The organism is Nocardia suismassiliense, from assembly GCF_900269665.1.
GTDB classification, from domain to species: domain Bacteria; phylum Actinomycetota; class Actinomycetes; order Mycobacteriales; family Mycobacteriaceae; genus Nocardia; species Nocardia suismassiliense.
The window spans coordinates 85,968-107,468 of sequence record NZ_LT985362.1; the positions used below are offsets into that span (position 1 = coordinate 85,968).

Here is a 21,501-nt window from a genome sequence, read left to right on the forward strand (position 1 = left end):
CTGATCGGTGGACGGGCCTTCGGGCGCCTGGTCTCTGAGTATCGTGACAGCCGCCCGGGTCTGGCTGCGGGCCTGCGGCTGACCGGCACCACCGGATTCACCGCCGCAGGTGCGCTCTCCGCCTGGACTGCAACAACTCTCGCTTCATCGCCCACGCTAGCAGCGGTAGGTGCTGGGGTTGCGACTCTCGCCACGATGGCCAGTGCGTACTCGATCACCGCGACCAGCCAAGCCGCCTCGGTCACCCGCCACCACAGTGGGCCGATACCAGATCGAGCCATCCCAGCACCCGACGTTCCCTCGGATATGGACCCATCCACAAACCGAACGAACGTGACCGAGCCGCCCCCGCCTGCTGGCGACAGTGCTGAGCATCTTGCTGCGACTCGCGTTTCCACCGCAGGTCATCCCGTTCGAACCAGCCCGCAGCACACATCGTCCACGGCGTTCGACGCGACCGCGCCTGTACTGGATCCCACGCCGAGCACCGATGTCGGCCCTGCGGTGTAGCTGGCTGCCTTGAACAGCCTCGCCTCAGCCCTGCCGACCGGCGCACCCTCCGGGTGTGGAGCCGAAACGCGCCCGGACCCGTGCTTCGCCGGGCGGCGACCCGGCGCGCGGCACACCGACGCGTTCGAGTGCTCTTGCTAAGCTGCGAATGGCTCTCGGAGTCAGGAGTCAGGCCGCGCACGCTCCGCGTCGTGTCATCCCGCCCACGCCGGAACGGATGACCTCGTCGACCAAGGTCCCCTCGGGGCCCGCGTTCACCGCATGTCATCGACCAGGCGGATCGGCGTGGGCGATTCACCGGAATTGAATGACCATGCCCAAGAATTCGAGCGCTGGTAGGCGCCAACGAGCCCGAGAAGTCAGCGCCGCAGAGAATATTTCCTACACAGCAGCATTGCGTCGCCTCGACCAGCCACAACAGCCCCAATCGATGCCCGACGAGCAGACCCCTCCGGCCCCGCCGGGGACGGCCGGCGCTGCCTGTGCACCGCGCCTGCTCACCCACCCGGTGCCCCTCATCCCCGAGGAAGCCAGTCCGGTCAGCGACACGCGGCGCACCGGCACGACTCTGGTGAGGATCACACCGTCCGCCGCCGGGCATCCATACGGGGGGATAGCGCGGCTGATCTTGATCTGGATGTGCACTGAGACTCTGCATCCAGAGCGGTCACCTGACGACGAGCTGCACCTGGGGAGTGTGCTGGAGTTCGCACGGACTTTGGGGTTACAGCCGACCGGCAAGGATGACCCGGCCGTCGCTGCGGTGTTCGATCAACTGTGCCGACTGTTGACATCGCACTTCTACGTCATCCGGGAGGATTTCGTGATCAGCGACTACCTGGCCTCCAGCATCAGTGTCGACGATGTCCCGACCAAACGCTCTCGATGGTTTCCTGCACAACAGCCCGAAGGCCGGATCAGCATCCGACTGTCACTCGACTTCTTCCTCGACTTCGGTATCTATCCGGTGGCAGTCACTTGGGAAGATGTCGTGCACCTGCACCATTCGCCGGGCGAGCTGGACCAGTACTGCCGGGCGGCCCCGCCAGTGAAGACGATCACGGAGCGGGATTCGACATCCTTGATCCCGTGGGCAGATATTGAGCAGCGATGGGGAGCCCTGACCGGAGATCCGGTATCAGGGAAACTGCAACAGCGGTTACAGAAGAGAGCCGATCAGTACTTCGAGGAGGTTAGAGGTGCGCCGGAACGGGGCCGGTCCGGCCCGGCCGAACTAACTTGAGGCCAAACCTACTCCACCGCAGCGTGATTGCCGTGAGCCAGCCGCCCTTACACGGTCTGGCGTAGAAGAACAGATCCTCGTCAGGATCATCGGCCGCGAGACATGGAATGGCCCCTGGTGTGCGTGCGCGGTCCCGAAAGTCGTTGCCAATGCAGCGTATTGGTCGTCCGGTCGTCATGACAGGGCGTTGCGCCCAGGGGAATGCTCACGCGGCGCCTTGGTTGCTTGCAGGGCTACTGCTCGTCGCGGCTTTCGGCGATCCCGAGTCGAAAGTCCCACAGCTGCTGCGGTGCTTGCGCAAAGGCGTAATACCGCAGCGAATGCGGAGCGTCGACCGCGGTGCGCAGCGCCGCCCGGGTGATGCGCAGGATCTGCTCGGCGCCGTCACGACCAGGTGGATAGTCGCGAAACACGATCTCGCCGCCTTCGAGGGTTTCCACGCGGCTTCCGGTCGGTGAGAACCAGCCCTGAGCGATGAACCCATCCGCTCCATCGGCCGTGATCACCCAGGTTATCGACGGCGCGTACGGGCCGAGGACCCTCAAATCCTCTCCGAGGGAGATGAACACCTCGCCCAAATTGCTGTTGAAAGTGTCCCAGTCGTCTGCGTCTCGAGTACCCGGGAACCACATCCCTTCGAGGTCGGTCCTCTCGGCGGTGCGGTCGGGCCGGACGCGCCAGTACTCACCCGGTACCCCGTCCTCAGACCATTCGCTGTAGAAGGCGATCTCGTTTTCCATCGCGGCGGTCGGGCTCAACTCCACAACAAGTGCGCCGCTACCACGCGAAAGGTCGCGCGACAGCATCAGTGTGGTGTCGTGACGCCGCCATGTCACGATCGCACCGGGACCGGAAACGAAGGACGGTGGACCCAGGGACCGCGCGCAGGCCGCGAGCGCAGCAGCGTAGGCGATGTCGACCACCGTGGAAGGCAAGATAGTGCGCAACCGCAGGCTGGCGTAGTCGCCATAGCCGCGGCGGCGCTGATACTCCGTGCTCCTGGCAGCGCTCAGCGATACCTGACCCGCGTCGGCCCTCAACGTCCCGGATGGACCACTTTCGGCGGAAACCGTCCACCCGAGCTGAGCGAATACCTGGTTCAGGTCGGCGTCTGACCATGCCCCAGGATCCGCCTGCACCAGAACAGAAATGGCGGCGGCATAGTCGATCCACGTGCCGGAGGCCTCGAATGTGGCGGCCTGGCCGCGCTCGAGCTCCGCCACACGGCGCTGTTCGGCCGGCGCGATCAGCCAGAGTTCGATCGTCGTCGCTCCGACTGCCAGTCCGACGCCGAGCGTCGGAAACGTCCAGCACAAACCAGCTTTCGTGGACACCTTGATCCCCGTCGCCGCGCCCCATAGGCCCCACAGACCGATGCTCACCTGATGGAACGCTGCAGCAAGATCGGAACGGACATCGCGATCCTCGACACCAGGATCGGCGGAGACGGTTCCCACGGTCACGATGATGTGGTCGAGGCGGCCGTCACTGCCTGAGAACCGAACGATTGGCTGGTCCACGTCGAGGCCAGTCGATGAGTCGAGCACTCCGACCTCCGATTTCGACGGCTTCGGTTGGCCCCATCCCATCAGCGTGATGAGCTCGGGGATATCCGACTGTGTCCAACTCCAGTCGAACTGTGATGCCAGCTCGGCTATCTCGACTGCCCCTGTGCGATCCACCCGCACGTGTGCCTCCCTCGCATCAGCGCCCATCACCGCGCCCACTTCTGCGATCGCGGGCGGGAGAGGAATCCGTCCGGTATGTCTGACGGCAGGCCGCGTTGCCACTCGGACGGCAAGTTCTGTCGTGCCGCAGCTATCCGCAAGTCGTGGTCGTCGGGCCGAAACGTGGGGTGTTGAGGATGCAATTTTTCCAGCAGCTGCTGGACGGCGACGGGTGTCGTCATCAGCATGCCGGTGAGGTTCTTGATGTCATCGAGGTCCGGCCAATCGTTCTGTGCTGCCAGCTGGAGGGCGACGGGCTCGGCGATCCGCTGGCACAGCTCGATGTGCACCGAGGTGTATGCATACCACGGGCTGCCCTCCTCAGGGTCGACAGGAACCTGGCGGAAGGACTCCTGGGTGATCTGGCTCCAGTCGGTCGGCTTGATCGGTTGGTCCACTTCAAATCCTTTGCTGGAATAGAGAATTCGAATCACCTGCGGTCAGCGGAGGACTATTAACCGCCGAGCCTGGTGAAGTCGGTTCGGGTGCCAGCAGGCATGAAATTTCTCGAGTTCTTTGCTATTCATCACATCTCACTTGTTCTGGTTGTCCGCTGACGTGGTGGATCGCTGGATCCGCGGAGTCTTCTTCGTGGCGAGGCTTTCGGCATCCGGCCGACCGCGGTCAGGGCTGGTGCGTGGTGACAGGAGTATCAGGTCCGCTGCGAGGGTAGGTGTCGCCCAGGTCCAGGTCTTCATAGGTGGATGGTTCGACTTCGAACCGTTCGACGCGGCAGTCGTCCCCGGAGCACCAGCCGACTTTGAGCACGTAGTGCGGTCCATCGATGATGGATGTGTAGGTGGTGCAACCGTTGCCGCATGTGACGGGGACCATCGTGGTGAAGGCGGGGGTGAAGACCTTATCGATGACGGTGCCTTCGCTGAATCCCGGCGGCGCTCCCGGCGCGCAGGACGCCACGGACAGGGCCGCGGCGCCAAGAAGCAGCGCGGCGGGGATCCACGTCTCCAGGCGGATCCGTTCGGGTGGGCATTTCGAGAAAGCCATGGTCGTCCTTCAGGAGAGAGGTTGCGCGGCAACGGGTCTGCCTTCTCCTCTGGTGATTGAGCGGGATCTGGCCGCGGAAGCGGTGAGTGATGCGAGGGGGCTGGACGGCATCAACCTTGAGCAGCTGGGCGAGGGCAGAATGCGGCTGTCAGTAGCCCATGTCATGACAATCGTTGCCGCCCAGACCGGTTGAAGTAGCGAGCGCAGGGCGGGCTCGGATTTCAATCCTGCCCTGGTGCTGATTGAGGCGCTGTGGGAGAAAGGGGAGGGGTAAATGTTGTTGCGGTTGAACCTGATCCGGGGCACACGACCGGTGAGGTGTCGGTGCTGGGAAGGTAGCCGGGGTCCAGGCGCCCGTACACGCGCCGCATCTGGGCTCTGGTGGCGGTGATCGGCAGGATGTGCCAGTCCTGATCGCACCAGGGATGGGGGCACCGCTGCCCGCGAGTTGGTGTGTACTGGACGGATTCACGTGCGAGCTGGGCGTCGATGAGTTCATCGAGGGCGTCGCGCGGGCCCGGTTTCGCGGGCCGTCGTCGGCCGCGGTGATGGGGCAAACGGGTCATGGCAGTGAGGATGTCGAGCATATTTTGGGGTTCCTCCGGGGGAGAGCGGATCTGCGGGTGAGGTTAGGACGATCTCGTGCGGCCCTGCGGCTCTGTTCACACCAGCTGTGGGTCACTGGCCCACTGAGGGAAACGGGTGTGAAATGTCGTCGTGTAGATCACTGGGCTGCGGCCGTATCGGCTGGATGCACTCATCGCGGGCATTCTTTCGTTCGGTCCAGGTGGAATCGGTTGGCGGAGCTGGCATTGCGATGTTCGTGTGCCGTGGACTGTCGCGCGCCGGCGCGTGTTGGCGGGTCAGATCCGGAACATGGCGGGGTAGCGCAGGTCGAGGACGCCTCCACCAGGGGTGCTGGTGTAGGTCATCCCAGGGGTGGCCAGGATCGTTGAAGCCGCCTCGCCGACGGCGCGCACTTCGTCCTCGCCGGTGGCGGTGTGCAGTGCTCGGACGTGAGGGCTCAGGTGTTGGAGCCACGTGTTCACAGGGGCGGATTCGTCGAGGGTGACGGTGATGGTGATGGGCCCGAGTTGGTAGGTGAGCATTCGACGGTTCCTTCCGGGCGTGAGCGGGTGGCTCACCTGTGGGGATGGAGGCTTCGGCTGGTGGGAGCAGGTGCCGGGGTGACGGTCAGGCCGCCCAGTTCTCGATTGCGGCGGGTGCACTGCCGGTGGTGGCCTGGGCAACGGCGATGATCTGGGCCATGGACAGGTCGTGGCGGAACCGGTGCCTGATACGGGATTCGACCTCGGCATAGCGCGCGGCCAGACCTGGGTGCAGCTGAGCGGCGCGCACGAGCGCGGAGCGAGAGGCGAGTACGCAGAAGGTGCACGACAGCCGGGGCATCCCGGCGGCATAGGCGGGATGGGGTCGCGTGCCCGCCACGGCGATACGTGCCCACACCTGTTCGGGACTGAAACCATGAATGGGCAGCCAGGTGTCGACGTGGCGGCGGCTGTTCGAGGCACCGTGCCCTGGCTTGAGGTGCGGTGGGACCGGGCGCCGGGCCGCGCGCAGTCGCTCGGCACCGGCACGGCGGAACCGGCACGTGGGGCACGGGCAGGTCCGGGCGCCGTCGTGGGTGAACTCGGCCAGCCGCTTACGGGCGGGAGATTCCTGGGCGCGCATGCCCATGACGTTGAGCAGCCGCACCTGCCGTCCGTCCAGGTCCTCACGCAGCTCGGCCACCAATGCCGTCATCACTCGCCGGATCGGGCCGCGTTTGAAATCGGAGGTACACCAACGGTTCTGGGCATCGGGGAACCGTCCACGTTCGTTGATGCGGGTGAGCAGGTCGGCGCCAGTGCGGGCGGTGGTGAGAAACCGGATTCCGTAGTGCGCGGCGTGTTCGGCCGCGAGGTCGGCGACGCCGGGCCATTCCATCTCGCCCAATACGGCGTGCACGGCCACGACCCGCTGCTCGACCCCGGCCGCTCGCGCTCTCGTCACGACCACGTCGAGGCAAGCCTGCGAGTCCTTGCCGCCGGAGGTGTTGACCAGGATGAGGTCATAGTCGCCTAGGGCGGGCCCGGGATGCGGGGTGGGGAGTTCGGGAAGTTGGAAACCCGACTGGCACAGTGGATTTGCAGCGGACATCGAAGCTCCCTCTCGTGACATCGGGCTCGTGACTCTGGCGCTCATGCGGGGCGTTCACCGGCGCAGTCGCCCTGCATGCGGTGCGGGCTTCACGCGCGTCGTGGGGGTGTCCTTCGTGCTGGTGTACGCGGCTCACGTCCGAAGGGGTTGTGGGCCAGCGGGTCCCGGTGGTTGCGCTGTTGCTTCTGATGGTGGCGTTGCGGCGTCGAGGATGTCCCAGGTGCGGAAGCGAGCCACGAAACGGAGGGCTTCGGCGTCGGCGAGATCGGCGCGGCGCTGGCCGTGCTCGCGGCGTGAGCGCAGGGTGGCCAGGCCGCAGCGGATCTGTTCGGCTTCGTGCCAGTACTCGGCGACGGCGCGGTAAGAGGGGGACTCGGGGCCGTGGGTAGCGGCGAGCTCGGCCAGCCGTAGTTCAAGGCGCGCGCACACCTTCACCGCGGTCGCGAGGTGGGTGTCGAGGTTGTGCGGAGGCCGACCAGCCAGCGTGGCGGGCAGGTAGTCGGCGGAGGCGGACCCCGGGCCGGGCTCGCGGGTCATCGCTGTTTCCCGTAGACGCGAGCGACGACGACTTTGCCTTGGCAGGCGTAGGTTGCGAGCAGTCTTGCCAGTCCATCAGGAGTGCAGATCCATTCGGCTATACCGGATCTGGTGGCATGGCGGGACTCGATCGAGCGTCCCAGGTTATTCAGTGCCGCCAGGGTGTTGGTGATCGCCCATGCGCGTCCGCCGTCGAGTTTGTCGAGGTGGCTTTGCTGCACTGTGTCGTCGATCCATGCGCCGACGCTGGCTTCGTTCAGATCGTTGACCACTGCGACGTCGGTGGTCTGGCCGGTCCAGTGGATGGCGTATTCGGCGGGGGATTGGTGGCTGGACTGGATGGATGTGGGGTGTGTCATGAGGTGCCCTTCCGCGCGGAGGGGGCTCCAAGGTCGGGACGCCGCACCCCTCCGCGCTCGATTAATTCTAGCATTCTAGAATTCTGTATTGCAATTCGACTGGCGCGGGTACTTCGGGTTGGCGGTATCTCGATCCAATAGGCGACCTGGCGCAGGCCTGCCGCGCGGGAGGCGTGGGTTCACAGCTGTGCGGCGGCCGGCGGACTGGCGGACTCGATTGCCGCGTCGATGCGCGGGTCGTTTCCACACCCCGCGTCGATCTGTGCGCCGCCGGTGCGGGCGTTCGCGGCTGCGGAGGTGTGCTGACTATCGGCGACCGCACTCAGGCCATCGGCGATATCTGGCGCGTGGTCACAGGTCTGGCAGTCGTGCGCACCGCCGTCGTCTGATCCGAGGTGGGTCCAGTCCACGACTCCGATGTTCGGGCGCGAAGCGCCGTAGACGTCGATGATGTCGGTGATGACGTGATCGGAATCGGCATAAAAGATCTCGAGGTCGTGGCCTCGGCCGGGGCGGGTTTCGGGTTGACGCGTGATGGTCAGCTGTGATCGTGACCGGATCTCGACAGCGTGTTTTTGTGCCAGGGTGAGCAGATCGTCGAGAGCCCGGTTCTGCGCGGGAGTCAGGTCGGCATCCATCGTCAGCACCTCCCGGTGGGTGGTCCAGGACTGGCCCTGCGACAGCGCGGTTCAGGTACCGCCGGGCAGTCCGCCTATGGCTGGACGCCAGTCTGGACGTTCTGGTTCGCACACTCGGCGTTCACACCCACGGGTGGTGTGCCATGGCGGCTCGATCCGCATGGGCCGAGGAAGATTGATGCGGATACTGGCGGCTCGCCTTGGAACGGTCCCGGGCGGGTGACCGACATCAGTCAGCTGATCCCAGTTCGATCAGCTTGCGGAGTAGCTGTTCGAGTGCGTCGCTGGAGTGTGATGATCCCATGGCGTTCGTACGCGGCCAGGAAAGTCGGTACCGAATAGCACCGGCTCGACGTTGGTCGCCGGTGTGCCGGTTTCCCACCGGAATCCTCCCGCCCTCGTCTACGTCGCGTCGATTCAACGACACTGACGCGGCGGCTGTGAAGGGGCGTAAGTGCTGTGCGGTTTTTCTGTGAACGTCACCGAGATGTTTTCCTGAGATGTATCTTTGTCACTATAAATTTGCACAAAGATAAACTTGGGGATTTTCCCCATGTTTTCCTGTGGATTGGACTTGGGATGTCGGCAGTGGAGATCTTGGGGAACTTCGCCGAGTTGGCCGTACACGTCGAGAAGGCCGGTGGATGCTTATCGGTCCAGATGTATGACCTGCGCGACCGGGTGCAGGCGGGCCGCCTCGACGACGGCCCGATCGGGCAGATCAAGCACAACCTCGACCAGGCGGGGCTTGCGGCTACGACTTTGACTCGCCAGCAGTACGACTGGACCTTGGTCTACACCAGGCGTTCCCCGATCGGCCAGGTCATCCTCGCCGCGGCCGGCGGGTACGAGCACTCCGATGAGACCCTGCGAGCGGCGATCAAGACACTGGTCGACTCCGACACAGCGATGCAGTCGAGCGAACGCGAGGAGCTCGAGGGCCTTCGAGCCACCGTCGATCAGATCAAGGCACTGGTGTCGGCGGTTTGAAATCCATTCTCGCCGCTTGAGCTGTCGTGGCAGTCACCGCCCTGGTCACTGTCCCTGGTCCCTGGACAGGCGCCTCTCGGCTTGGGCGAGCAGGTCCCGGACGTGCCGCACGGCTTCGGCATAGTCGGCATGGGTTGGCTCGGTGCCAGGTCCGCCACGCTGTTGGGCAGCCTTCTCGGCGTGGACACAAACCTCGGTCTCGGCCTCATGTTCCAAAATCCGCTGGGCCTCGGCCGCTCGTTCCCGGGCCGCTTCATCTGGGTGTTCGTTCTCCCACCGGCGCAGATGATGTAGCTCGTCGTGTAGCAGCCGGTCACGGCATGCCTTGGCAATCCATTCGTCCACGGAAGTTTCGCCAGCAGCGTTGCGCACCAAAGCCAGCAGGCTGTCGTCCAAGGGCACGGCAATAGTGGTGGTGGCCATGCAAACACGATACGAGTACCGGTCGGATTGCTGGCAGAAAACCAGCTCAGGCTGATGTCAGTGCAGTGCGGCCCGGACCGGTTCGGCGGCCGCGCGTGATTCACCGCGGCGGCGTTGGAATTCGATGAGGGTGCTGAGCGGGATCGGGCCGAAACAGCGTGTTGCCCATACTTCGGGATCGATCAGCTCGGCCAGCTCTGACACTGTTGGCAGGGGTCGACGCATCTGAATCCTTCCGTCCGGGTCTCGCTTGGGGCGCGACTCATATTGTTCGGGATCTGCTCAATCCGCGCGCGGCCCAAAGGTGTTGGACGGTACTCGCCGCCCGCGGCCGGTCAAGTAACTGCGCATCGTTGGGAGTGGCGGGTTCCGGTGCAGTGATGCGAGTTGCCATATGGGTCAGAGTCTTCTCTGCTGCTTCAACGTGGATTCGTCGGTTGCGATATGGAAGAGGCCTCTTCGGGAGCGCTGGCACGCACGGCACCGACCCCGTGCGAAACAGTTAACTGTCTGTCACCCAGTCGAACGCAGCCCGAACGTAAACCGCCATGCGCGCTAGGAAGATTTCGTTGTGGTCGTGTGGTGTCCGACAGCTGGTGTGGGTTGGGGGTCCGGTGCGAGTTGTGAGCCGTTAGCGTGCGCCTGAATCGGAAAGGTGGTGCTGATGATGATGGCTGTCCGGGATGTTCTCGCGGCCCATGCGGGCCCTGGATGTTTACAGTTGGTGGCGATGGGGTGTGGTGGTTGAGGTGGGGTTGCGCAGAAATCGTGTGCAGTACAGCGGTTCCAGTTCCGCGACGTTCAATCGGCGGTACTCAGTCGAGGACGGCTTCGCCCGTGTGGCTTCGGGGCGTGATTCGCCGCGGTTCGGTGTGTGGTGCAACCCGGTAGAACGACAGATCGTCTCCTATGACCGTGGCAAACTCGAGACAACCACCTGTGACACCGATGCGGAACTGGCCGCTGAGCTGCGCGGTGCCAAGGCGGCGAACGCTCACCACGGGTGGGGTCCCACCCACATCGACGTTCGGGGCAGCGAGGAGCTTGCTCAGCGTTTCCTCGACCTGGGCGTGGGTGAGTTGCTGGACGCGATGGAGCCTTCGCCGGTGGCGGAGTCGGTGGCCGCGGCCGTGGTGGCGCGACCGCTCGGCGGCGGGGCAGGGCCAGCGGTGCCCGATGTTGCTGCCGCCGAACTCGATTCCGCGACGCTGGAATCCGACGTGGGCCCGGGCGGCGCACCGTGAACGCCGTGGGTGCGACGGCGCCACAGGAGCCGGTGTGCACAAAGGAGCTGCGGGTGCCCGCATTCATGACCCTCGACGGTCTGGACGATCTTCATCTGGTGTGCCACACAGCCGCTGGGCACAAGGGTAAACATCGGCAGGTCAGTGCGGCGGGTGATGTCATCGAATGGTCCATGTCGGGACCTGAGGCGAGTGGTGAGGGCGGCATCGACGGCCCGTCGTTGTAGCCGTTTGCACTGAACGGCTGTGCGTAGGTCAGTCAATGAACTGGGCGTGGATGAGTTGCCGGGTGCGCAGGAGCCTTCGCCGGTGGCGGAGTCGGTGGCCGCGGCCGTGGTGGCGCGACCGCTCGGCGGCACGGCAGGGCCAGCGGTGCCCGATGTTGCTGCCGCCGAAGTCGATTCCGCGACGCTGGAATCCGAGCGCAGGTGTCACCGGGACCAGGCGCGCCTACCCGGGCCCGGGCAATGCGCCGTGAGCGCCCGACGATGCGGCGCGAACGCCATTGGCGCGACGGCGCCGTGGGAACCAGTGTGTATTTGTACGTCGTTGGCTGCCCGGCGTCGTGTCAACGTTGGTGAGTACCACAGCCACAAACCACCCCAATCAACTGCACGGGAAGGGCAATTACGATGAACGCCAACATATTTGGTGTCGAGGATCTGATCGGCTCCGCCGATGCCTCCCAGTGACCGACCGACCGGAGATTTCTGACCATGACGACCCCCAGCCCCCTCATGTTCGCAGTCATCGCCACGAAAGCCGGCGGGCTCGATCGCAACGCCACCGCGCAGTTCTCCGACATCGGGCGTGCCGACGCTTACGCGGCGAACTTGACCGAGTCCGGCGAATACGGCCCACACGCCGTCGAGGTCACTGTCGCGCCCCCGCCCGACCCAGGACCGTGGACCGAAGTCACCGCCACCACCCACACTGGCAGCATCGATCGGGCCGCCACCGCCCGGTTCGTCAGCGAGAACCGCGCCGCTGACTACGCCCATACCCTGACCGAGTCCGGCAACTACGCACCAGGCGACGTGCGGGTGACACTGCTGTATCACCCTGCCCAACAGGCCGCCGTAAACTGAATTGTTGCTGCCGCCATATCCGGGCCGATGAGGGTATAGGCCTGCTGCGGCGCCGAGCGGTCGTAACGCCTCACGGTTTGCAGGTGCAGGTCATGGAGGGTATCGAGCATGAACGCTGACCATGCGATGGCGCGTGCGGCGGGGACGTCGCCATGGTCGTGCGCGTCATCGGCACTGTCGCAATAGGCGGCAACGTGGGCCTTGCCTGGATACCGGTTCGGACGGACTGAGACGGGAATCGGCGCTGGGGCTAGGCCTGGGTATGGGACCGGTGTGAGGGTGTCCGCGGGCGCGAGTTTGTGTCAGGCGTTCGAATTTCCGGGCTGTGCGGCTTCCGCCCGCGCACCGGCTCTGACTGCGCGCGAGCTGGCGTGCTGGGGGGTCTCAGCGAGAGCTGATTCGATCCTCTCGACGGCAGTCTCCAACATGTCTGCGGTGGAGAGCATGTTCGAGGACAGACTGCGCAGCGCCGCCACGCGGTCTAGGACAGAGCAGGTGACGAGTGTTTGACCAACATCCCTATCGAGGTGAGCCTGACTGCGATGGTGGGCGAGCTGCCCGGAGGCCGCGGATGAGACTTTGCGAGACGAGGCTGAACCGGGTGCGGCGAATAGCGTGAGCTGCTGGGAGATCTCGGGTGCAGGCGGTGGGCAGGGCTGTTGTTGGCGGTCTGAGGGCTCGATCGCCTTCACGGCCAGGGGTGAAGTGAGTTGTCGGTTGAGCGCGGAGATCACGGTGTTGGCGACGGTATCGGCGTCATCGGTCGAACTGCACACGACATCGTCGACCGTGATCGTCGGCAGCGGATGTTCGCGAATCCGGATGACGAGGTGTCCGGATTCGGTGAGGTCGGCGGTCTTGAGTCGGTCGTACAGCTCACGCTCAGCGTGCCAGTAGGCGCCGTCGTACTCCATTACGATCGGCACCTTACCGGGCAGCAACATGTCGACTCGCCACGGCCGTTGGCGTCGTTTGCCAGGGGCACCCGGGATCCGATCGATGCTGGGCGCGGCCAGCAGGGCCGGTAATCGTTGTTGCAGCGCAAGGAATATCTCCTGCTCGCGCCGAGACACCCCTCTCTTTCCGCAGCGCGGACATCCCGTCCCGGCGACATGCCGGTTGTGAATCGAGGTTCGCCACCGGTGCCCGTCGGTGCGCACGCACCGCCACCAGACGCTGTGACGATCGCCCACGTCGGCGTACTCCATCAAATCCGCAGGATTGTCAGGATGAGAGTTGTCGTACTCGCCCACCAGGTCCGGGCGCAGGTAGGCGACCATCTGGGTCTGGTAGGGGCGGATCCAGGCGCCGCCGCTGAGTTGGGCAATCCATTCCGCTCGGGCGCGCGCCAAACGAATCTTCTGCTGTTGGTGCCAAGGGGCGTAGTCCTCGACAGGCAGTTGAGTGCGTGCCTCGGCCAGGAACGTCTCGCACAGCAAGTGCTCCTGTTCGCAGAGCCACTCGATCGCGGAGGCGTGATCGGTGGCGATCCTTCCCGCGCTGTCGACCGAATCGCCCGGCGGTGGGGTCGACGTCGGCGTCGTTGGTGCGGGAGCGGGCGCGGGGGTGAGATCCATGGCGGTCTCGATCCTGCGTTGGCCGCCGCACCGGCCGGTGTCTATCTCCCACTGGCGGTGTGGAATTCGCTGCCCCGTGCGAGAAGTTCGCTGGCGGTCACGGCGGCCTTGGGCACGACCGGGAGCGATGCGGAGCCGGGCAGCGGTCACCAGGTCATAGAGCAAGTGCGGCGCGATCGACACCTCAGGTGTGTTGGCGGGGAGATGAGTTCGTCGCCGTGTCCTAGGGCCGGCATCCCACCGTGCTGGACCCTCCCCGCCGGTCCACCACATGGCGCCCCGGGTCAGCAACCGTGGCCGCGACCGCGGCTACAGCTGCTGACCGGGGGAGCGGTGACCGTGGCAGGAGAGGGTGAAATGCCAAGTCTGAAACAACAATTCGCGGACACCATCGGCGAACTGCGACGGCTCGGCCACCAACCCGCCGCCAAAGCGGTCGCCGAATTGCGTGAACGCCTCGAACAACTCGATCACCAGCGCTGCACGATCACCGACCGCGGCGAACACGACGAGTTGTCCAAACTCGGCGATCAGGCCCGTGGTCTGCTGATCCACGCCTACTCTCGCGCCGAGGTCGGCCGCAGCGTCGCGAAAGCCGCACGAGATCGCCAGATCCACGACGTGCTGAACCCGACGATCCTGAGCCCGCAGCACGACACCGTCCCCGAGATCGAAGCAGCGGAACTCGAATGGGACGTGCTCGACGAGTTCGAGCGATAGATCGACGAATAGGGTTGTGGTGCGACGGGTCCGGGCGGGGGTGGCTCTTCGCGCTGTGGGGGCCGTCGCCAACTGAGCCGAGGCTCCGTCGCAGTGGCCGCCGAGACGTCGACCGTGACCGTCCAGGGCCGACCTCGTGCTGCCGGGCTGGTCGCGGTGGCCTCGACGGCACGCAGGGTGCGGGGCTTGTAGACGCCCTCGATCGTTGGGCATTGGGGGAACCTTTTGGATCGGGGTCTGCGGCCCTCTGCGGCCTGCACCCGCTCATGGGGCTGGCGAACGAGCTGCGTGGTCGCAAATGGGTTGTGTTGTTGCGGTAGAGGATTCGAGGTCAGTGGCCGTGCGGGGTGCGGCTACGGGCGTGCTGGCTGATGCTTTCAGGCTTAGCTCGCATCTGGGTCCGCTCCGTTGGTTGTCGATGGACCGGAACGTCTGGCTGTGGCGGTGGTGGTCGTGCGAGCCGGGTTGACTCTATCGTTTCTCGATACATATCATTTTCCGATATGTATCGGTAAGCGATAGGGGACATGGTGGTCGATCACGATCGTGACGAACCAGAACTGCGGCGGTTGAGCCTGCCTTTATGGCCGGGAGCCGATCTCCGCGGGCGGTGTCGTCTCGGCTGGCTTGCAGGGGTGGCGACGATGTTCGCCGTGTTGGCGCTGCCGGTCTGGTACACGCTGGAAAGCATTGTGTGGCCGTCGGTGTGGGTGCGCTCGGATATCTGGGTGGACGGGCGGCGGGTGGAGAAAATGCAGGTCAGTTTGCAGGGGGCGGAGTGGCTTCAGCGGGTGGAGGTGGCTGCGCCGGGGGTAATCCTGATGCTGTTCGCGGCGGTGCCGGGCTATCTGCTGATCCGGATACTCCTCTTCGGCGAGCTGTCTGGTGAGGCCTTCTCCGAGGAGATCATCGCTGTGATCGCGAGGGCGCGGCGCTGGATTCTGGTAGCGGCCGTGGTCTTCGCGGTGTCGTGGATTGTGTGCGCGTGGCTGCTGAGCAGGGACATGGGTGCTCGGGTTTCGCCGCCATCGGATGTGTTGCTGATCGTGTTCATGGTGGCTGTGGCCGCTGAGATCTATTCGGTTCTCGCGCCGGTCGGGCGCCGCTTGCGCGATGAGCTAGACGAGGTGGTGTGAGATGGCGGCCGAGGACGGTCCACGTATCGAGGTCCGGTTGGAGCAGATGCGACAGCGTCGGAATATCACGATGGCGGAGCTGGCCCGCCGAGTCGGTATCACCGAGCCGAATCTGTACGCGCTGCGACGTGGCTCGAAAAAAGCGATCCGGTTTCCGACACTGACCATGCTGTGTCAGGAATTGGATTGCACGGTAGGTGAATTGCTGGTCTACATCCCCGGATCACCGACACAGCAGGCCGCGCCCCGGGACCGCGCCACTGCGGAGATTGGCGAGCAGCAGCGAGAACAGCAGATCGAAGCTATCGGATGAACAATCACAACGCAGAGGTAGCCGTGAGTGAGCTGGCAGATCCCGCGATCCCCAAAGCGGTGCGCTCGTGGATCCGTGACTTTCGGGAGGTGGGCCTTGAACCCGAGGTCGAACACATCGGGCGGCGCTGGCGTCTGTCGGTCACCACCGAGCATGCGGCGACCGAGCTGTGGCTTAAGCGAACACCCTCGGGCAGCTGGAAATGGGCGGACGCCTCACTCACCGTCGACGGCGAGCCCCGGCCCCTGGCGCACGATGCGGCCGACCTGGCCCGGATCTTCCGCGAAGCAAATCAGGCGAGCGAACGCGTGCAGGCCGATCCGATGCCACCACCGTGCGCGCCGGACTCGGCCCCGCCGCGTGTGCAGCAGGAGTACTGGGCCCTAGTGCGCCACCTCGGGGATGAGACGCCGATCCAGCTGGGACGCGACGGCAACCAGTGGTTCCTGGGCCTCGATGTAGGAGGGGCCGCGCTGCGGATGCGTTTCTGGCGCACCAGAACCGAGGGGCTGCTGATGCGCCTTCAGGTGATTGTCGACGGCCGGGATCGCTCAGAGCAGGCCCGAGGTGACCTCGCGCAGGCACTACAGCTCATGAAGCCTGCCCAGGAGGCCGGGCCCGCCGATCCCGGCATGAATCCAGCCTCGGCTGCCCTCCCCTCGAGTTCCGCAGGCTCACGCAAAGGCACTGTCATGCGCAACTAGCGAGACCGGAACCGACCTCAACTGGCACCGCTGGTGGGCTGGCCCCCGATGTTCCCCTCTTCTTGTTTGAGTTGCTCTGTTTACGGTGGCGCTCATGAAGATCGGTCGAGATCGGCGCGTCTGGCGCGGCATTCCGCCCGGCGGCACGGACGGATACGAGGTCGTACTGGTCGATCCGCACGGCAAGTCGTTGCCGCCCCCAGCTCCGCCGGCTGTCCGCCTAGGGCCGAGATTCCACACCGGTGGTGTGGAATCCGGGTCGGCGGCGCGGATGCGGGACTACGTTTCGGTTTAGCAGAGACCTCGTTTCTGCATGGATGGAAAGTGGGGACTCCAAAGGCGAGGGCTTCTCTCCCTATGACACCTGTCGGAGTATCTTTTCGTTTATGCTGTCCCCTCGTTCGCGCGGGGGGACAGCGACGAAACCGCGTTCGGCGCTGGCGAACTCGATGATTTCGTTACGTGCCTGCTGCGGTCAGCCGGACAGGCTCGCGGCCGAACCTAGACCAGTCGGCGGCGGCGCGGTTGATGGAGTCTGAGTGGATGTTCGTGTAGGCGTCGCGGCGTGCGATGGCGGTGGTGATGCGGGTACCGCGGGTTCGAGTCCGGAAAGAGAAAGCCCCTGGCGGTCAAGGTTCTACCCGCCAAGGTCTTCGTAATCTGCCCAGACCGCGTTTCGGGGCACTGCTGCTTCTGCTATTGCGGCAGTGACCTAAGAGGGTGGTTCCGTTGCACCGAAGCCACCTTCGCTTGTCCGTGCTCGAATATACCTCGGCCGCGACTTTCGCGCGGTCGCTTCGGGGCGGTCAAGGTGGGGATTTCGTTAGGTGCCTGCTGCGGTCAGATCGAGGTCAGCGCGCGCCCAGCTGGCGTGCCCGGAGGCGATCATGTCCATCGTGGCCGCTGAAGTGGGTGCGCAGGAGCCGGTGACGACGATCATCCCTTGTCGCTGGAGGTGTTGACGGGCGGCCAGGCGGTGCCATTCGATGCTGGTGTCGAGTCCGCCGTCGTAGAGAGTGTCCAGAGTGGCCGGGCCGGTGATCCTCACTGTTGTTCCGGCTTGGTCGAGGAGTATTTGCCAGGGTGCGGCGGGGCCCGGTCCAGATCCAGATCCGGCATCGGGTGCCCACCGTGCGCACGTACCAGGCGCTCGAATTCGTCTCTCGACTGACGGCGTCGGCTGGTGGTGTCGCTGTGTGCCTATGAGTGTTGGTACGCCGGCCGATGATGCCCACCGGTTTTCGACCCGGACGAGGCGTCGGCTCGTAGGCTGAATCGGGTACGGGCGAGGCACCTGCGAGGGGGGTCATCGAATGCGGAGTCTGGAAGAACGATTCAGCGACGCCATCACCGAAGTGAAGCGGTTGGGCAAGGAACCGGGCATCGAGGATGTCGACGTGCTGCGCCGGGTTCTCGATGATCTCGATCATGAATTGCGGACCACCGCTCACGAGCCGGTCGAGCGCCGCGAGTTGTCCAAACTCAGCGATCAGGCCCGTGGTCTGCTGATCCACGCTCACGCCCGCGCCCGCACTGCCCTTGATATCGCCGACGCCGCTCGCCGGCGTGAACTGCACGCTCTCGAGCATCCGACCGTCCTGGACCCGGATCCGCTACCGCGCAACGCCTACGGCCATCTTTCGGCTCCCGAGCTTGACTTCGATCGGTAGCCGGCCAACTTGCTCGGGTCGAAGGTCTCGCGCGTTCGCATGGCGAGATCGGGTCGGGCCGATGGTGTCGGGGGGTTCGGGTAGTGGTTGCCGTGCAAGGGGTTTCGGGCATGGCGGGTATGGATCGCATGGCGTGGTCGGTCGTTTATGCGTGCGGTCATTGGTCATTGGGTGTGTGTTGGTCTGGTGCAGCGGTGCTGCTCGATGGCGGTGAGTGCCATGTTGGTGAGTTGTCGTGGGTCGCGGGCGAGGAGCCCGTGCATCCGCGCGTCGACGATCGGGCATTTCTCCAGGCTGTCGGCAGCCGGGTGGTGCGCGACGGCCAGGTGGGTGCGCTGGTCGTCGATCGGCCAGGCGCGGCGGTGTTCGAGTCCGATGCTGACTCGGTATACCCCGGGCCCCTGGTTCTCCCATAGCGTGTACCACCCGCCGGCTTGCGGATATCGCAGGTTCAAGTCGTTCGCGCCCACCGACAGCGCCGGGACGGAGGGCAGCGCGGAGGCCAGTGTGGCGCGCACGGCGGCTTCCAATTGGCTGGCGACTCGGAAATGTTCGTCCATCGATGTACCACCCGGCGGGGCCCAGCCGCGGTCGTTCTGCATCCGCTGGTAGTCCTCGTCGGTGACGGTGCCGTTGTCCCATGGCTTCGGATCTCGCATCGGGTTCCTCTCGGTGTCAGCCGCCGGTGCTCAGTTTTCGGTTCGGGTCGATGGGGTCCTGGGTTCCTAGAGTGGTTGCTGCGCAGAGGTTTCGGACACAGCCAGGTACGGCGCTTGCTGTGTGGTCGGCTGTTTATGCGTGGGGTCATTGGTGGTGGGTTGTCGGTGTGACTGGGTGGAATGGGCCGCTGGGTTGGAGTTGTTCGGGGGGCAGCGACCATGCGGTGGGGACGGTGGGCAAGGTCGGGGATTGGTGGCGGAGGCGGTAGCCGCCGTCGTGTGCGCGCATGAATTCCAGGCCTGGGAGTCCTGCGGCGTGGAAGCGTACGCCGTCGGGGATGTCGGCCAGGGCGGTCCATGAATCATCAGTGATCGTCTGGGCACCGGTTTCAGCGCCGGTTTCCTCACTGGTGTCGTGTTCGTCGGGTAGTGGGGTCCAGGGCCCGTTCCAGGTGTGGCGTTGGCGGGGTTCGGCTTTGCCGCTGTAGGAGTGGGTGGCGCGGTGGCGGGCGTGTTCGGCGGTGTCGATGCCGCCGTCGACGATGGTGCGGTACTCGACGCCGTATTCGACGGTGATGTCGGTGTGCGGGATGATCCGGAATTGGCCGGCCAGGGTTGTGGCGAGTTCACCGATGTCGAGGTATCCCTCGATGGCGACGGTGTTGTCGAGTGGGGTGCCGCGGATGAGTTGTTGTGCGTGCAGTGCGGTGGTGATGGCGTTTTGGAGTGCTTGGTGGTTGGTCATGGTCGTTGCTCCGGTGGTGGCGGGCGGTGCCTCGTGTCGGTTGGTGTGGTCATTTCAGGTGGTGGTCCCGGCGTCATTGGCCACGCTCGCACGGGCAGGTGTTGCTGTCATTCTTCGGTGGGTCAGCTGGCCCCAAAGTTCCCCTTTCTTGTATTCCACCCGGGGGCACGGACGGATACCAGGTCGTGCTGGTGGATCCGCACGGCAAGTCCTTGCCGCGGGTGGCGGAGTTCGTCGCGGAGCTGAACCGCGATTACGGCACCGAATACACGCGAGCCTTGACGCTGGCGATCGAGTACGCGGCCGCCGACGATCAGGCTCGTTACAAGCTGCAGCTCCGCGCCGCGTCGGCGGTGTTGAGCAGCGGGGATCGCAGTCATCATGAGGCGAAGGCGCTTGCGGTCGGGCATGTCGGCTCGATTTTGGGTGCGTTACGCGCTGATGTGCAGCAGGGCTCGTCGCGCGGGCGACCGGACTGAGATCTCTCACCATTGGTGATTGCTGTCTTGGGGCAAGGCGCTCGCGCCTGGGCCGTTTCACTGGTGGGGTGGTTGGGTGTCGAGGGGTTGTGCGGCCGAGGCCGCGGATGCGCTGTGCAACACGCTGGTCGAGCACTACGAGGTACGGCCCGGACTGCGATAGGTTGGCGCGGTTCGGGGCTGGGCATGGTGTGCAGGGAGATCCTGCGACAGGGCTTGGAACGACTACTTCGATTGTGCCTTCATGAAACACCCGGCTTCGGACGATTTTCGGCGGTTTTCGTCCAGTGGAGCGGGGGCGGTCCTGTGGTGGCGTGCGGCATGAGCTGGAATTGGTTGGTCAAAACTGTGGCGAGTTCATTGATGTCGAGGAATCCGTCGACGACGGCGACGCCGTCTTCGACAGAACCGCGGATTAGTTCTTGGGCGTGGAGGGCGTTGACGATAATGGCTTCGAGTTCGTCAACACAACCTCGGTCCTCGCGCCCCCACACGCACCGCTCGCGGCGGTCGCGTTTCACCCCTTATGGACCTCGATACCCGTGGTCGGGGCGTGGATCAGGGTGCGGCCCCACCATGTCGTGATCCGCAACCGCTGTCCGGCGTAGGCGTCCTCGGTGATCGTCATCCGGGCACAGCGCGGCACCTCGATCTCAAGCGGCGCGCCGCCGGTGGCGGGGTGGGTGGGCAGTTGCACCACGCAGCGACGGCCCTGGGGCATCACCTGGGCGACGCCGCAAACCGGGCGGCGCTCGCCAAGGTCGAGGCGGTGTCGCAGCGATCGGCGCGCCCAGGCGTGCGCCGGGGCCTGCCACAGCGGGTACTCACGATTCCAAAGTGTCAGCATGGTTTGATTCTCTCTCAATAAGGGTGCGGGGGTCAGCGCACGCGGATCATCGCGCCGAGGCGCGATGTCACGTCCCGACACTCGCCGACGACGACATAGGTAACGGTGTGCTCGGTGCGCCACAACACCGTGCACAGGGCCCTTTCGTGGCGCCGTCGGTCGGGGCGAGGTCTCGGCATCGTCGACCTTGTCGATGGGGGGCCGTTGCACTTCGGGTTGTTCAGAGGTCGGGTCCTGTGTCGGTGCTGCTGTCGGCGGTGTTGTATCCGGTTGGTAGTGCGGGGGTGGGGTGGGTGGCGTCGATGATGTTGTTGTCGGTGGTTTCTTCGACGCCGGTGGTGCCGCGGGCGGGGAATTCGGCGCCGGTGAGGGCGGTGCGGGCGATGCAGGGTTCGCACCACTGGTCGGCGGTGTAGCGGGCGTAGGGGCTGCGTCCGAAGGTGGGGTTGGTGCAGGTGAATGGGGCGGTGAAGATCGTGCAGTGGGTGCCGATGAGGGTGAGTGCTCTGCGCAGGTAGGCGATTTCGGTGAGGGGGTCGGTGAGTCGGTCGAGGCGGTGGTGAGCGGCGGGGGGGGGGGTGTCTCTTATAAACATCTCCGAGCCCACGAGAACGGACTAGAAATCGGATGCCGTCTTCTTCTTGTAAAAAAAAAAAAAAAAAATGAAGACTTATCACCATTGCACTGTAGACAATCACACTGCATACGTCCGTGTTCAGAGTAGCGG

Annotated in this window: 29 protein-coding genes; 13 read left to right on the forward strand and 16 right to left on the reverse strand. The window is 64.9% G+C overall.

Features of this window, described 5'->3' with window-relative positions:
• Positions 1-940: 940 nt before the first annotated feature.
• A complete protein-coding gene (locus tag DBO33_RS41325; protein WP_159080784.1) occupies positions 941-1,753 on the forward strand; it encodes a replication initiation protein in 813 nt (270 codons plus the stop codon).
• Between the two features lie 233 nt (positions 1,754-1,986).
• Here DBO33_RS41325 and DBO33_RS41330 read toward each other — a convergent pair whose 3' ends face one another.
• Positions 1,987-3,441, reverse strand: a complete 1,455-nt coding sequence (locus tag DBO33_RS41330; protein ID WP_159080785.1) for a DUF6301 family protein — start codon at positions 3,439-3,441, stop codon at positions 1,987-1,989.
• A gap of 26 nt (positions 3,442-3,467) precedes the next feature.
• Complete coding sequence (locus tag DBO33_RS41335) at positions 3,468-3,914, reverse strand: hypothetical protein (protein WP_159080786.1); 447 nt, start codon at positions 3,912-3,914, stop codon at positions 3,468-3,470.
• Between the two features lie 365 nt (positions 3,915-4,279).
• On the opposite strand from DBO33_RS41335, the gene DBO33_RS43380 reads away from it, so the two are divergent.
• Positions 4,280-4,678: a hypothetical protein gene (locus tag DBO33_RS43380; RefSeq protein ID WP_159080787.1), complete on the forward strand. Its 399-nt coding sequence runs from the start codon at positions 4,280-4,282 to the stop codon at positions 4,676-4,678.
• Between the two features lie 670 nt (positions 4,679-5,348).
• On the opposite strand, the gene DBO33_RS41350 is transcribed toward DBO33_RS43380, so the two are convergent.
• The 5 genes from DBO33_RS41350 to DBO33_RS41370 form a co-directional block, all read right to left on the reverse strand.
• Complete coding sequence (locus DBO33_RS41350) at positions 5,349-5,594, reverse strand: hypothetical protein (RefSeq protein WP_107661100.1); 246 nt, start codon at positions 5,592-5,594, stop codon at positions 5,349-5,351.
• Between the two features lie 85 nt (positions 5,595-5,679).
• Positions 5,680-6,645: a phosphoadenosine phosphosulfate reductase domain-containing protein gene (locus DBO33_RS41355; protein WP_107661101.1), complete on the reverse strand. Its 966-nt coding sequence runs from the start codon at positions 6,643-6,645 to the stop codon at positions 5,680-5,682.
• Between the two features lie 132 nt (positions 6,646-6,777).
• The gene (locus DBO33_RS41360) at positions 6,778-7,182 is read right to left on the reverse strand and encodes a hypothetical protein (RefSeq protein WP_107661102.1); all 405 of its coding nucleotides are present in this window, start codon (positions 7,180-7,182) and stop codon (positions 6,778-6,780) included.
• On the reverse strand, positions 7,179-7,541 hold the full coding sequence (locus DBO33_RS41365) for a hypothetical protein (RefSeq protein ID WP_107661103.1): 363 nt from the start codon (positions 7,539-7,541) through the stop codon (positions 7,179-7,181). The genes DBO33_RS41360 and DBO33_RS41365 overlap by 4 nt, the downstream gene beginning before the upstream one ends.
• A gap of 179 nt (positions 7,542-7,720) precedes the next feature.
• Entirely contained in the window at positions 7,721-8,179 is a 459-nt protein-coding gene (locus DBO33_RS41370; protein WP_159080788.1) for a hypothetical protein, read from the reverse strand.
• Positions 8,180-8,767: 588 nt separating this feature from the next.
• Between DBO33_RS41370 and DBO33_RS41375 the strand changes: the two genes are divergently transcribed.
• Positions 8,768-9,169: a hypothetical protein gene (locus DBO33_RS41375; protein ID WP_159080789.1), complete on the forward strand. Its 402-nt coding sequence runs from the start codon at positions 8,768-8,770 to the stop codon at positions 9,167-9,169.
• Between the two features lie 45 nt (positions 9,170-9,214).
• Here the strand turns inward: DBO33_RS41375 and DBO33_RS41380 are convergent, their stop codons facing one another.
• Both DBO33_RS41380 and DBO33_RS43385 read right to left on the reverse strand, forming a co-directional pair.
• Entirely contained in the window at positions 9,215-9,592 is a 378-nt protein-coding gene (locus tag DBO33_RS41380; RefSeq protein WP_107661106.1) for a hypothetical protein, read from the reverse strand.
• A gap of 57 nt (positions 9,593-9,649) precedes the next feature.
• On the reverse strand, positions 9,650-9,817 hold the full coding sequence (locus tag DBO33_RS43385; RefSeq protein WP_159080790.1) for a hypothetical protein: 168 nt from the start codon (positions 9,815-9,817) through the stop codon (positions 9,650-9,652).
• A 614-nt stretch (positions 9,818-10,431) separates the two neighbouring features.
• On the opposite strand from DBO33_RS43385, the gene DBO33_RS41385 reads away from it, so the two are divergent.
• The 3 genes from DBO33_RS41385 (at position 10,432) to DBO33_RS41395 (ending at position 11,924) form a co-directional block, all read left to right on the forward strand.
• Complete coding sequence (locus DBO33_RS41385) at positions 10,432-10,836, forward strand: hypothetical protein (RefSeq protein WP_159080791.1); 405 nt, start codon at positions 10,432-10,434, stop codon at positions 10,834-10,836.
• A gap of 53 nt (positions 10,837-10,889) precedes the next feature.
• Positions 10,890-11,063, forward strand: a complete 174-nt coding sequence (locus tag DBO33_RS41390) for a hypothetical protein (RefSeq protein ID WP_159080792.1) — start codon at positions 10,890-10,892, stop codon at positions 11,061-11,063.
• Between the two features lie 489 nt (positions 11,064-11,552).
• Positions 11,553-11,924 (forward strand): hypothetical protein, encoded by a 372-nt coding sequence (locus DBO33_RS41395; protein ID WP_159080793.1) that lies wholly within the window; start codon positions 11,553-11,555, stop codon positions 11,922-11,924.
• A gap of 302 nt (positions 11,925-12,226) precedes the next feature.
• Here the strand turns inward: DBO33_RS41395 and DBO33_RS41400 are convergent, their stop codons facing one another.
• Positions 12,227-13,501, reverse strand: a complete 1,275-nt coding sequence (locus tag DBO33_RS41400) for a zinc-ribbon domain-containing protein (RefSeq protein ID WP_159080794.1) — start codon at positions 13,499-13,501, stop codon at positions 12,227-12,229.
• A 357-nt stretch (positions 13,502-13,858) separates the two neighbouring features.
• On the opposite strand from DBO33_RS41400, the gene DBO33_RS41405 reads away from it, so the two are divergent.
• From DBO33_RS41405 to DBO33_RS41425, 5 genes are all read left to right on the forward strand, one after another.
• On the forward strand, positions 13,859-14,221 hold the full coding sequence (locus DBO33_RS41405) for a hypothetical protein (protein WP_107661111.1): 363 nt from the start codon (positions 13,859-13,861) through the stop codon (positions 14,219-14,221).
• Between the two features lie 530 nt (positions 14,222-14,751).
• Positions 14,752-15,357 carry a hypothetical protein gene (locus tag DBO33_RS41410; RefSeq protein ID WP_234391482.1) on the forward strand — a complete coding sequence of 202 codons (606 nt, stop codon included), beginning with the start codon at positions 14,752-14,754 and terminating at the stop codon, positions 15,355-15,357.
• A gap of 1 nt (position 15,358) precedes the next feature.
• Positions 15,359-15,670: a helix-turn-helix domain-containing protein gene (locus DBO33_RS41415; protein ID WP_107661113.1), complete on the forward strand. Its 312-nt coding sequence runs from the start codon at positions 15,359-15,361 to the stop codon at positions 15,668-15,670.
• Positions 15,667-16,374, forward strand: a complete 708-nt coding sequence (locus tag DBO33_RS41420) for a hypothetical protein (protein ID WP_107661114.1) — start codon at positions 15,667-15,669, stop codon at positions 16,372-16,374. The genes DBO33_RS41415 and DBO33_RS41420 overlap by 4 nt, the downstream gene beginning before the upstream one ends.
• Before the next feature lie 94 nt (positions 16,375-16,468).
• Complete coding sequence (locus DBO33_RS41425; RefSeq protein WP_107661115.1) at positions 16,469-16,669, forward strand: hypothetical protein; 201 nt, start codon at positions 16,469-16,471, stop codon at positions 16,667-16,669.
• 528 nt (positions 16,670-17,197) lie between these two features.
• On the opposite strand, the gene DBO33_RS41430 is transcribed toward DBO33_RS41425, so the two are convergent.
• Complete coding sequence (locus DBO33_RS41430) at positions 17,198-17,422, reverse strand: hypothetical protein (protein WP_107661116.1); 225 nt, start codon at positions 17,420-17,422, stop codon at positions 17,198-17,200.
• Between the two features lie 265 nt (positions 17,423-17,687).
• On the opposite strand from DBO33_RS41430, the gene DBO33_RS41435 reads away from it, so the two are divergent.
• Positions 17,688-18,044, forward strand: a complete 357-nt coding sequence (locus DBO33_RS41435; protein WP_107661117.1) for a hypothetical protein — start codon at positions 17,688-17,690, stop codon at positions 18,042-18,044.
• A 164-nt stretch (positions 18,045-18,208) separates the two neighbouring features.
• Here the strand turns inward: DBO33_RS41435 and DBO33_RS41440 are convergent, their stop codons facing one another.
• Both DBO33_RS41440 and DBO33_RS41445 read right to left on the reverse strand, forming a co-directional pair.
• On the reverse strand, positions 18,209-18,703 hold the full coding sequence (locus DBO33_RS41440; RefSeq protein WP_107661118.1) for a hypothetical protein: 495 nt from the start codon (positions 18,701-18,703) through the stop codon (positions 18,209-18,211).
• A gap of 145 nt (positions 18,704-18,848) precedes the next feature.
• Entirely contained in the window at positions 18,849-19,448 is a 600-nt protein-coding gene (locus DBO33_RS41445; protein WP_107661119.1) for a hypothetical protein, read from the reverse strand.
• Between the two features lie 191 nt (positions 19,449-19,639).
• Between DBO33_RS41445 and DBO33_RS41450 the strand changes: the two genes are divergently transcribed.
• Positions 19,640-19,927, forward strand: a complete 288-nt coding sequence (locus DBO33_RS41450; protein WP_159080796.1) for a hypothetical protein — start codon at positions 19,640-19,642, stop codon at positions 19,925-19,927.
• 242 nt (positions 19,928-20,169) lie between these two features.
• On the opposite strand, the gene DBO33_RS41455 is transcribed toward DBO33_RS41450, so the two are convergent.
• The 3 genes from DBO33_RS41455 to DBO33_RS41465 form a co-directional block, all read right to left on the reverse strand.
• A complete protein-coding gene (locus tag DBO33_RS41455) occupies positions 20,170-20,448 on the reverse strand; it encodes a hypothetical protein (protein ID WP_107661121.1) in 279 nt (92 codons plus the stop codon).
• Complete coding sequence (locus DBO33_RS41460; protein WP_107661122.1) at positions 20,445-20,774, reverse strand: hypothetical protein; 330 nt, start codon at positions 20,772-20,774, stop codon at positions 20,445-20,447. The genes DBO33_RS41455 and DBO33_RS41460 overlap by 4 nt, the downstream gene beginning before the upstream one ends.
• 220 nt (positions 20,775-20,994) lie before the next feature.
• The gene (locus tag DBO33_RS41465) at positions 20,995-21,381 is read right to left on the reverse strand and encodes a hypothetical protein (protein WP_107661123.1); all 387 of its coding nucleotides are present in this window, start codon (positions 21,379-21,381) and stop codon (positions 20,995-20,997) included.
• Between the last annotated feature and the right edge of the window lie 120 nt (positions 21,382-21,501).

Coding starts and splice junctions, on each gene's coding strand:
- DBO33_RS41325 (WP_159080784.1), top strand. CDS start 941: ATGCCCGACGAGCAGACCCCTCCGGCCCCGCCGGGGACGGCCGGCGCT.
- DBO33_RS41350 (WP_107661100.1), bottom strand. CDS start 5,594: ATGCTCACCTACCAACTCGGGCCCATCACCATCACCGTCACCCTCGAC.
- DBO33_RS41355 (WP_107661101.1), bottom strand. CDS start 6,645: ATGTCCGCTGCAAATCCACTGTGCCAGTCGGGTTTCCAACTTCCCGAA.
- DBO33_RS41360 (WP_107661102.1), bottom strand. CDS start 7,182: ATGACCCGCGAGCCCGGCCCGGGGTCCGCCTCCGCCGACTACCTGCCC.
- DBO33_RS41365 (WP_107661103.1), bottom strand. CDS start 7,541: ATGACACACCCCACATCCATCCAGTCCAGCCACCAATCCCCCGCCGAA.
- DBO33_RS41370 (WP_159080788.1), bottom strand. CDS start 8,179: ATGGATGCCGACCTGACTCCCGCGCAGAACCGGGCTCTCGACGATCTG.
- DBO33_RS41380 (WP_107661106.1), bottom strand. CDS start 9,592: ATGGCCACCACCACTATTGCCGTGCCCTTGGACGACAGCCTGCTGGCT.
- DBO33_RS43385 (WP_159080790.1), bottom strand. CDS start 9,817: ATGCGTCGACCCCTGCCAACAGTGTCAGAGCTGGCCGAGCTGATCGAT.
- DBO33_RS41395 (WP_159080793.1), top strand. CDS start 11,553: ATGACGACCCCCAGCCCCCTCATGTTCGCAGTCATCGCCACGAAAGCC.
- DBO33_RS41400 (WP_159080794.1), bottom strand. CDS start 13,501: ATGGATCTCACCCCCGCGCCCGCTCCCGCACCAACGACGCCGACGTCG.
- DBO33_RS41405 (WP_107661111.1), top strand. CDS start 13,859: ATGCCAAGTCTGAAACAACAATTCGCGGACACCATCGGCGAACTGCGA.
- DBO33_RS41415 (WP_107661113.1), top strand. CDS start 15,359: ATGGCGGCCGAGGACGGTCCACGTATCGAGGTCCGGTTGGAGCAGATG.
- DBO33_RS41420 (WP_107661114.1), top strand. CDS start 15,667: ATGAACAATCACAACGCAGAGGTAGCCGTGAGTGAGCTGGCAGATCCC.
- DBO33_RS41425 (WP_107661115.1), top strand. CDS start 16,469: ATGAAGATCGGTCGAGATCGGCGCGTCTGGCGCGGCATTCCGCCCGGC.
- DBO33_RS41435 (WP_107661117.1), top strand. CDS start 17,688: ATGCGGAGTCTGGAAGAACGATTCAGCGACGCCATCACCGAAGTGAAG.
- DBO33_RS41440 (WP_107661118.1), bottom strand. CDS start 18,703: ATGCGAGATCCGAAGCCATGGGACAACGGCACCGTCACCGACGAGGAC.
- DBO33_RS41445 (WP_107661119.1), bottom strand. CDS start 19,448: ATGACCAACCACCAAGCACTCCAAAACGCCATCACCACCGCACTGCAC.
- DBO33_RS41460 (WP_107661122.1), bottom strand. CDS start 20,774: ATGCTGACACTTTGGAATCGTGAGTACCCGCTGTGGCAGGCCCCGGCG.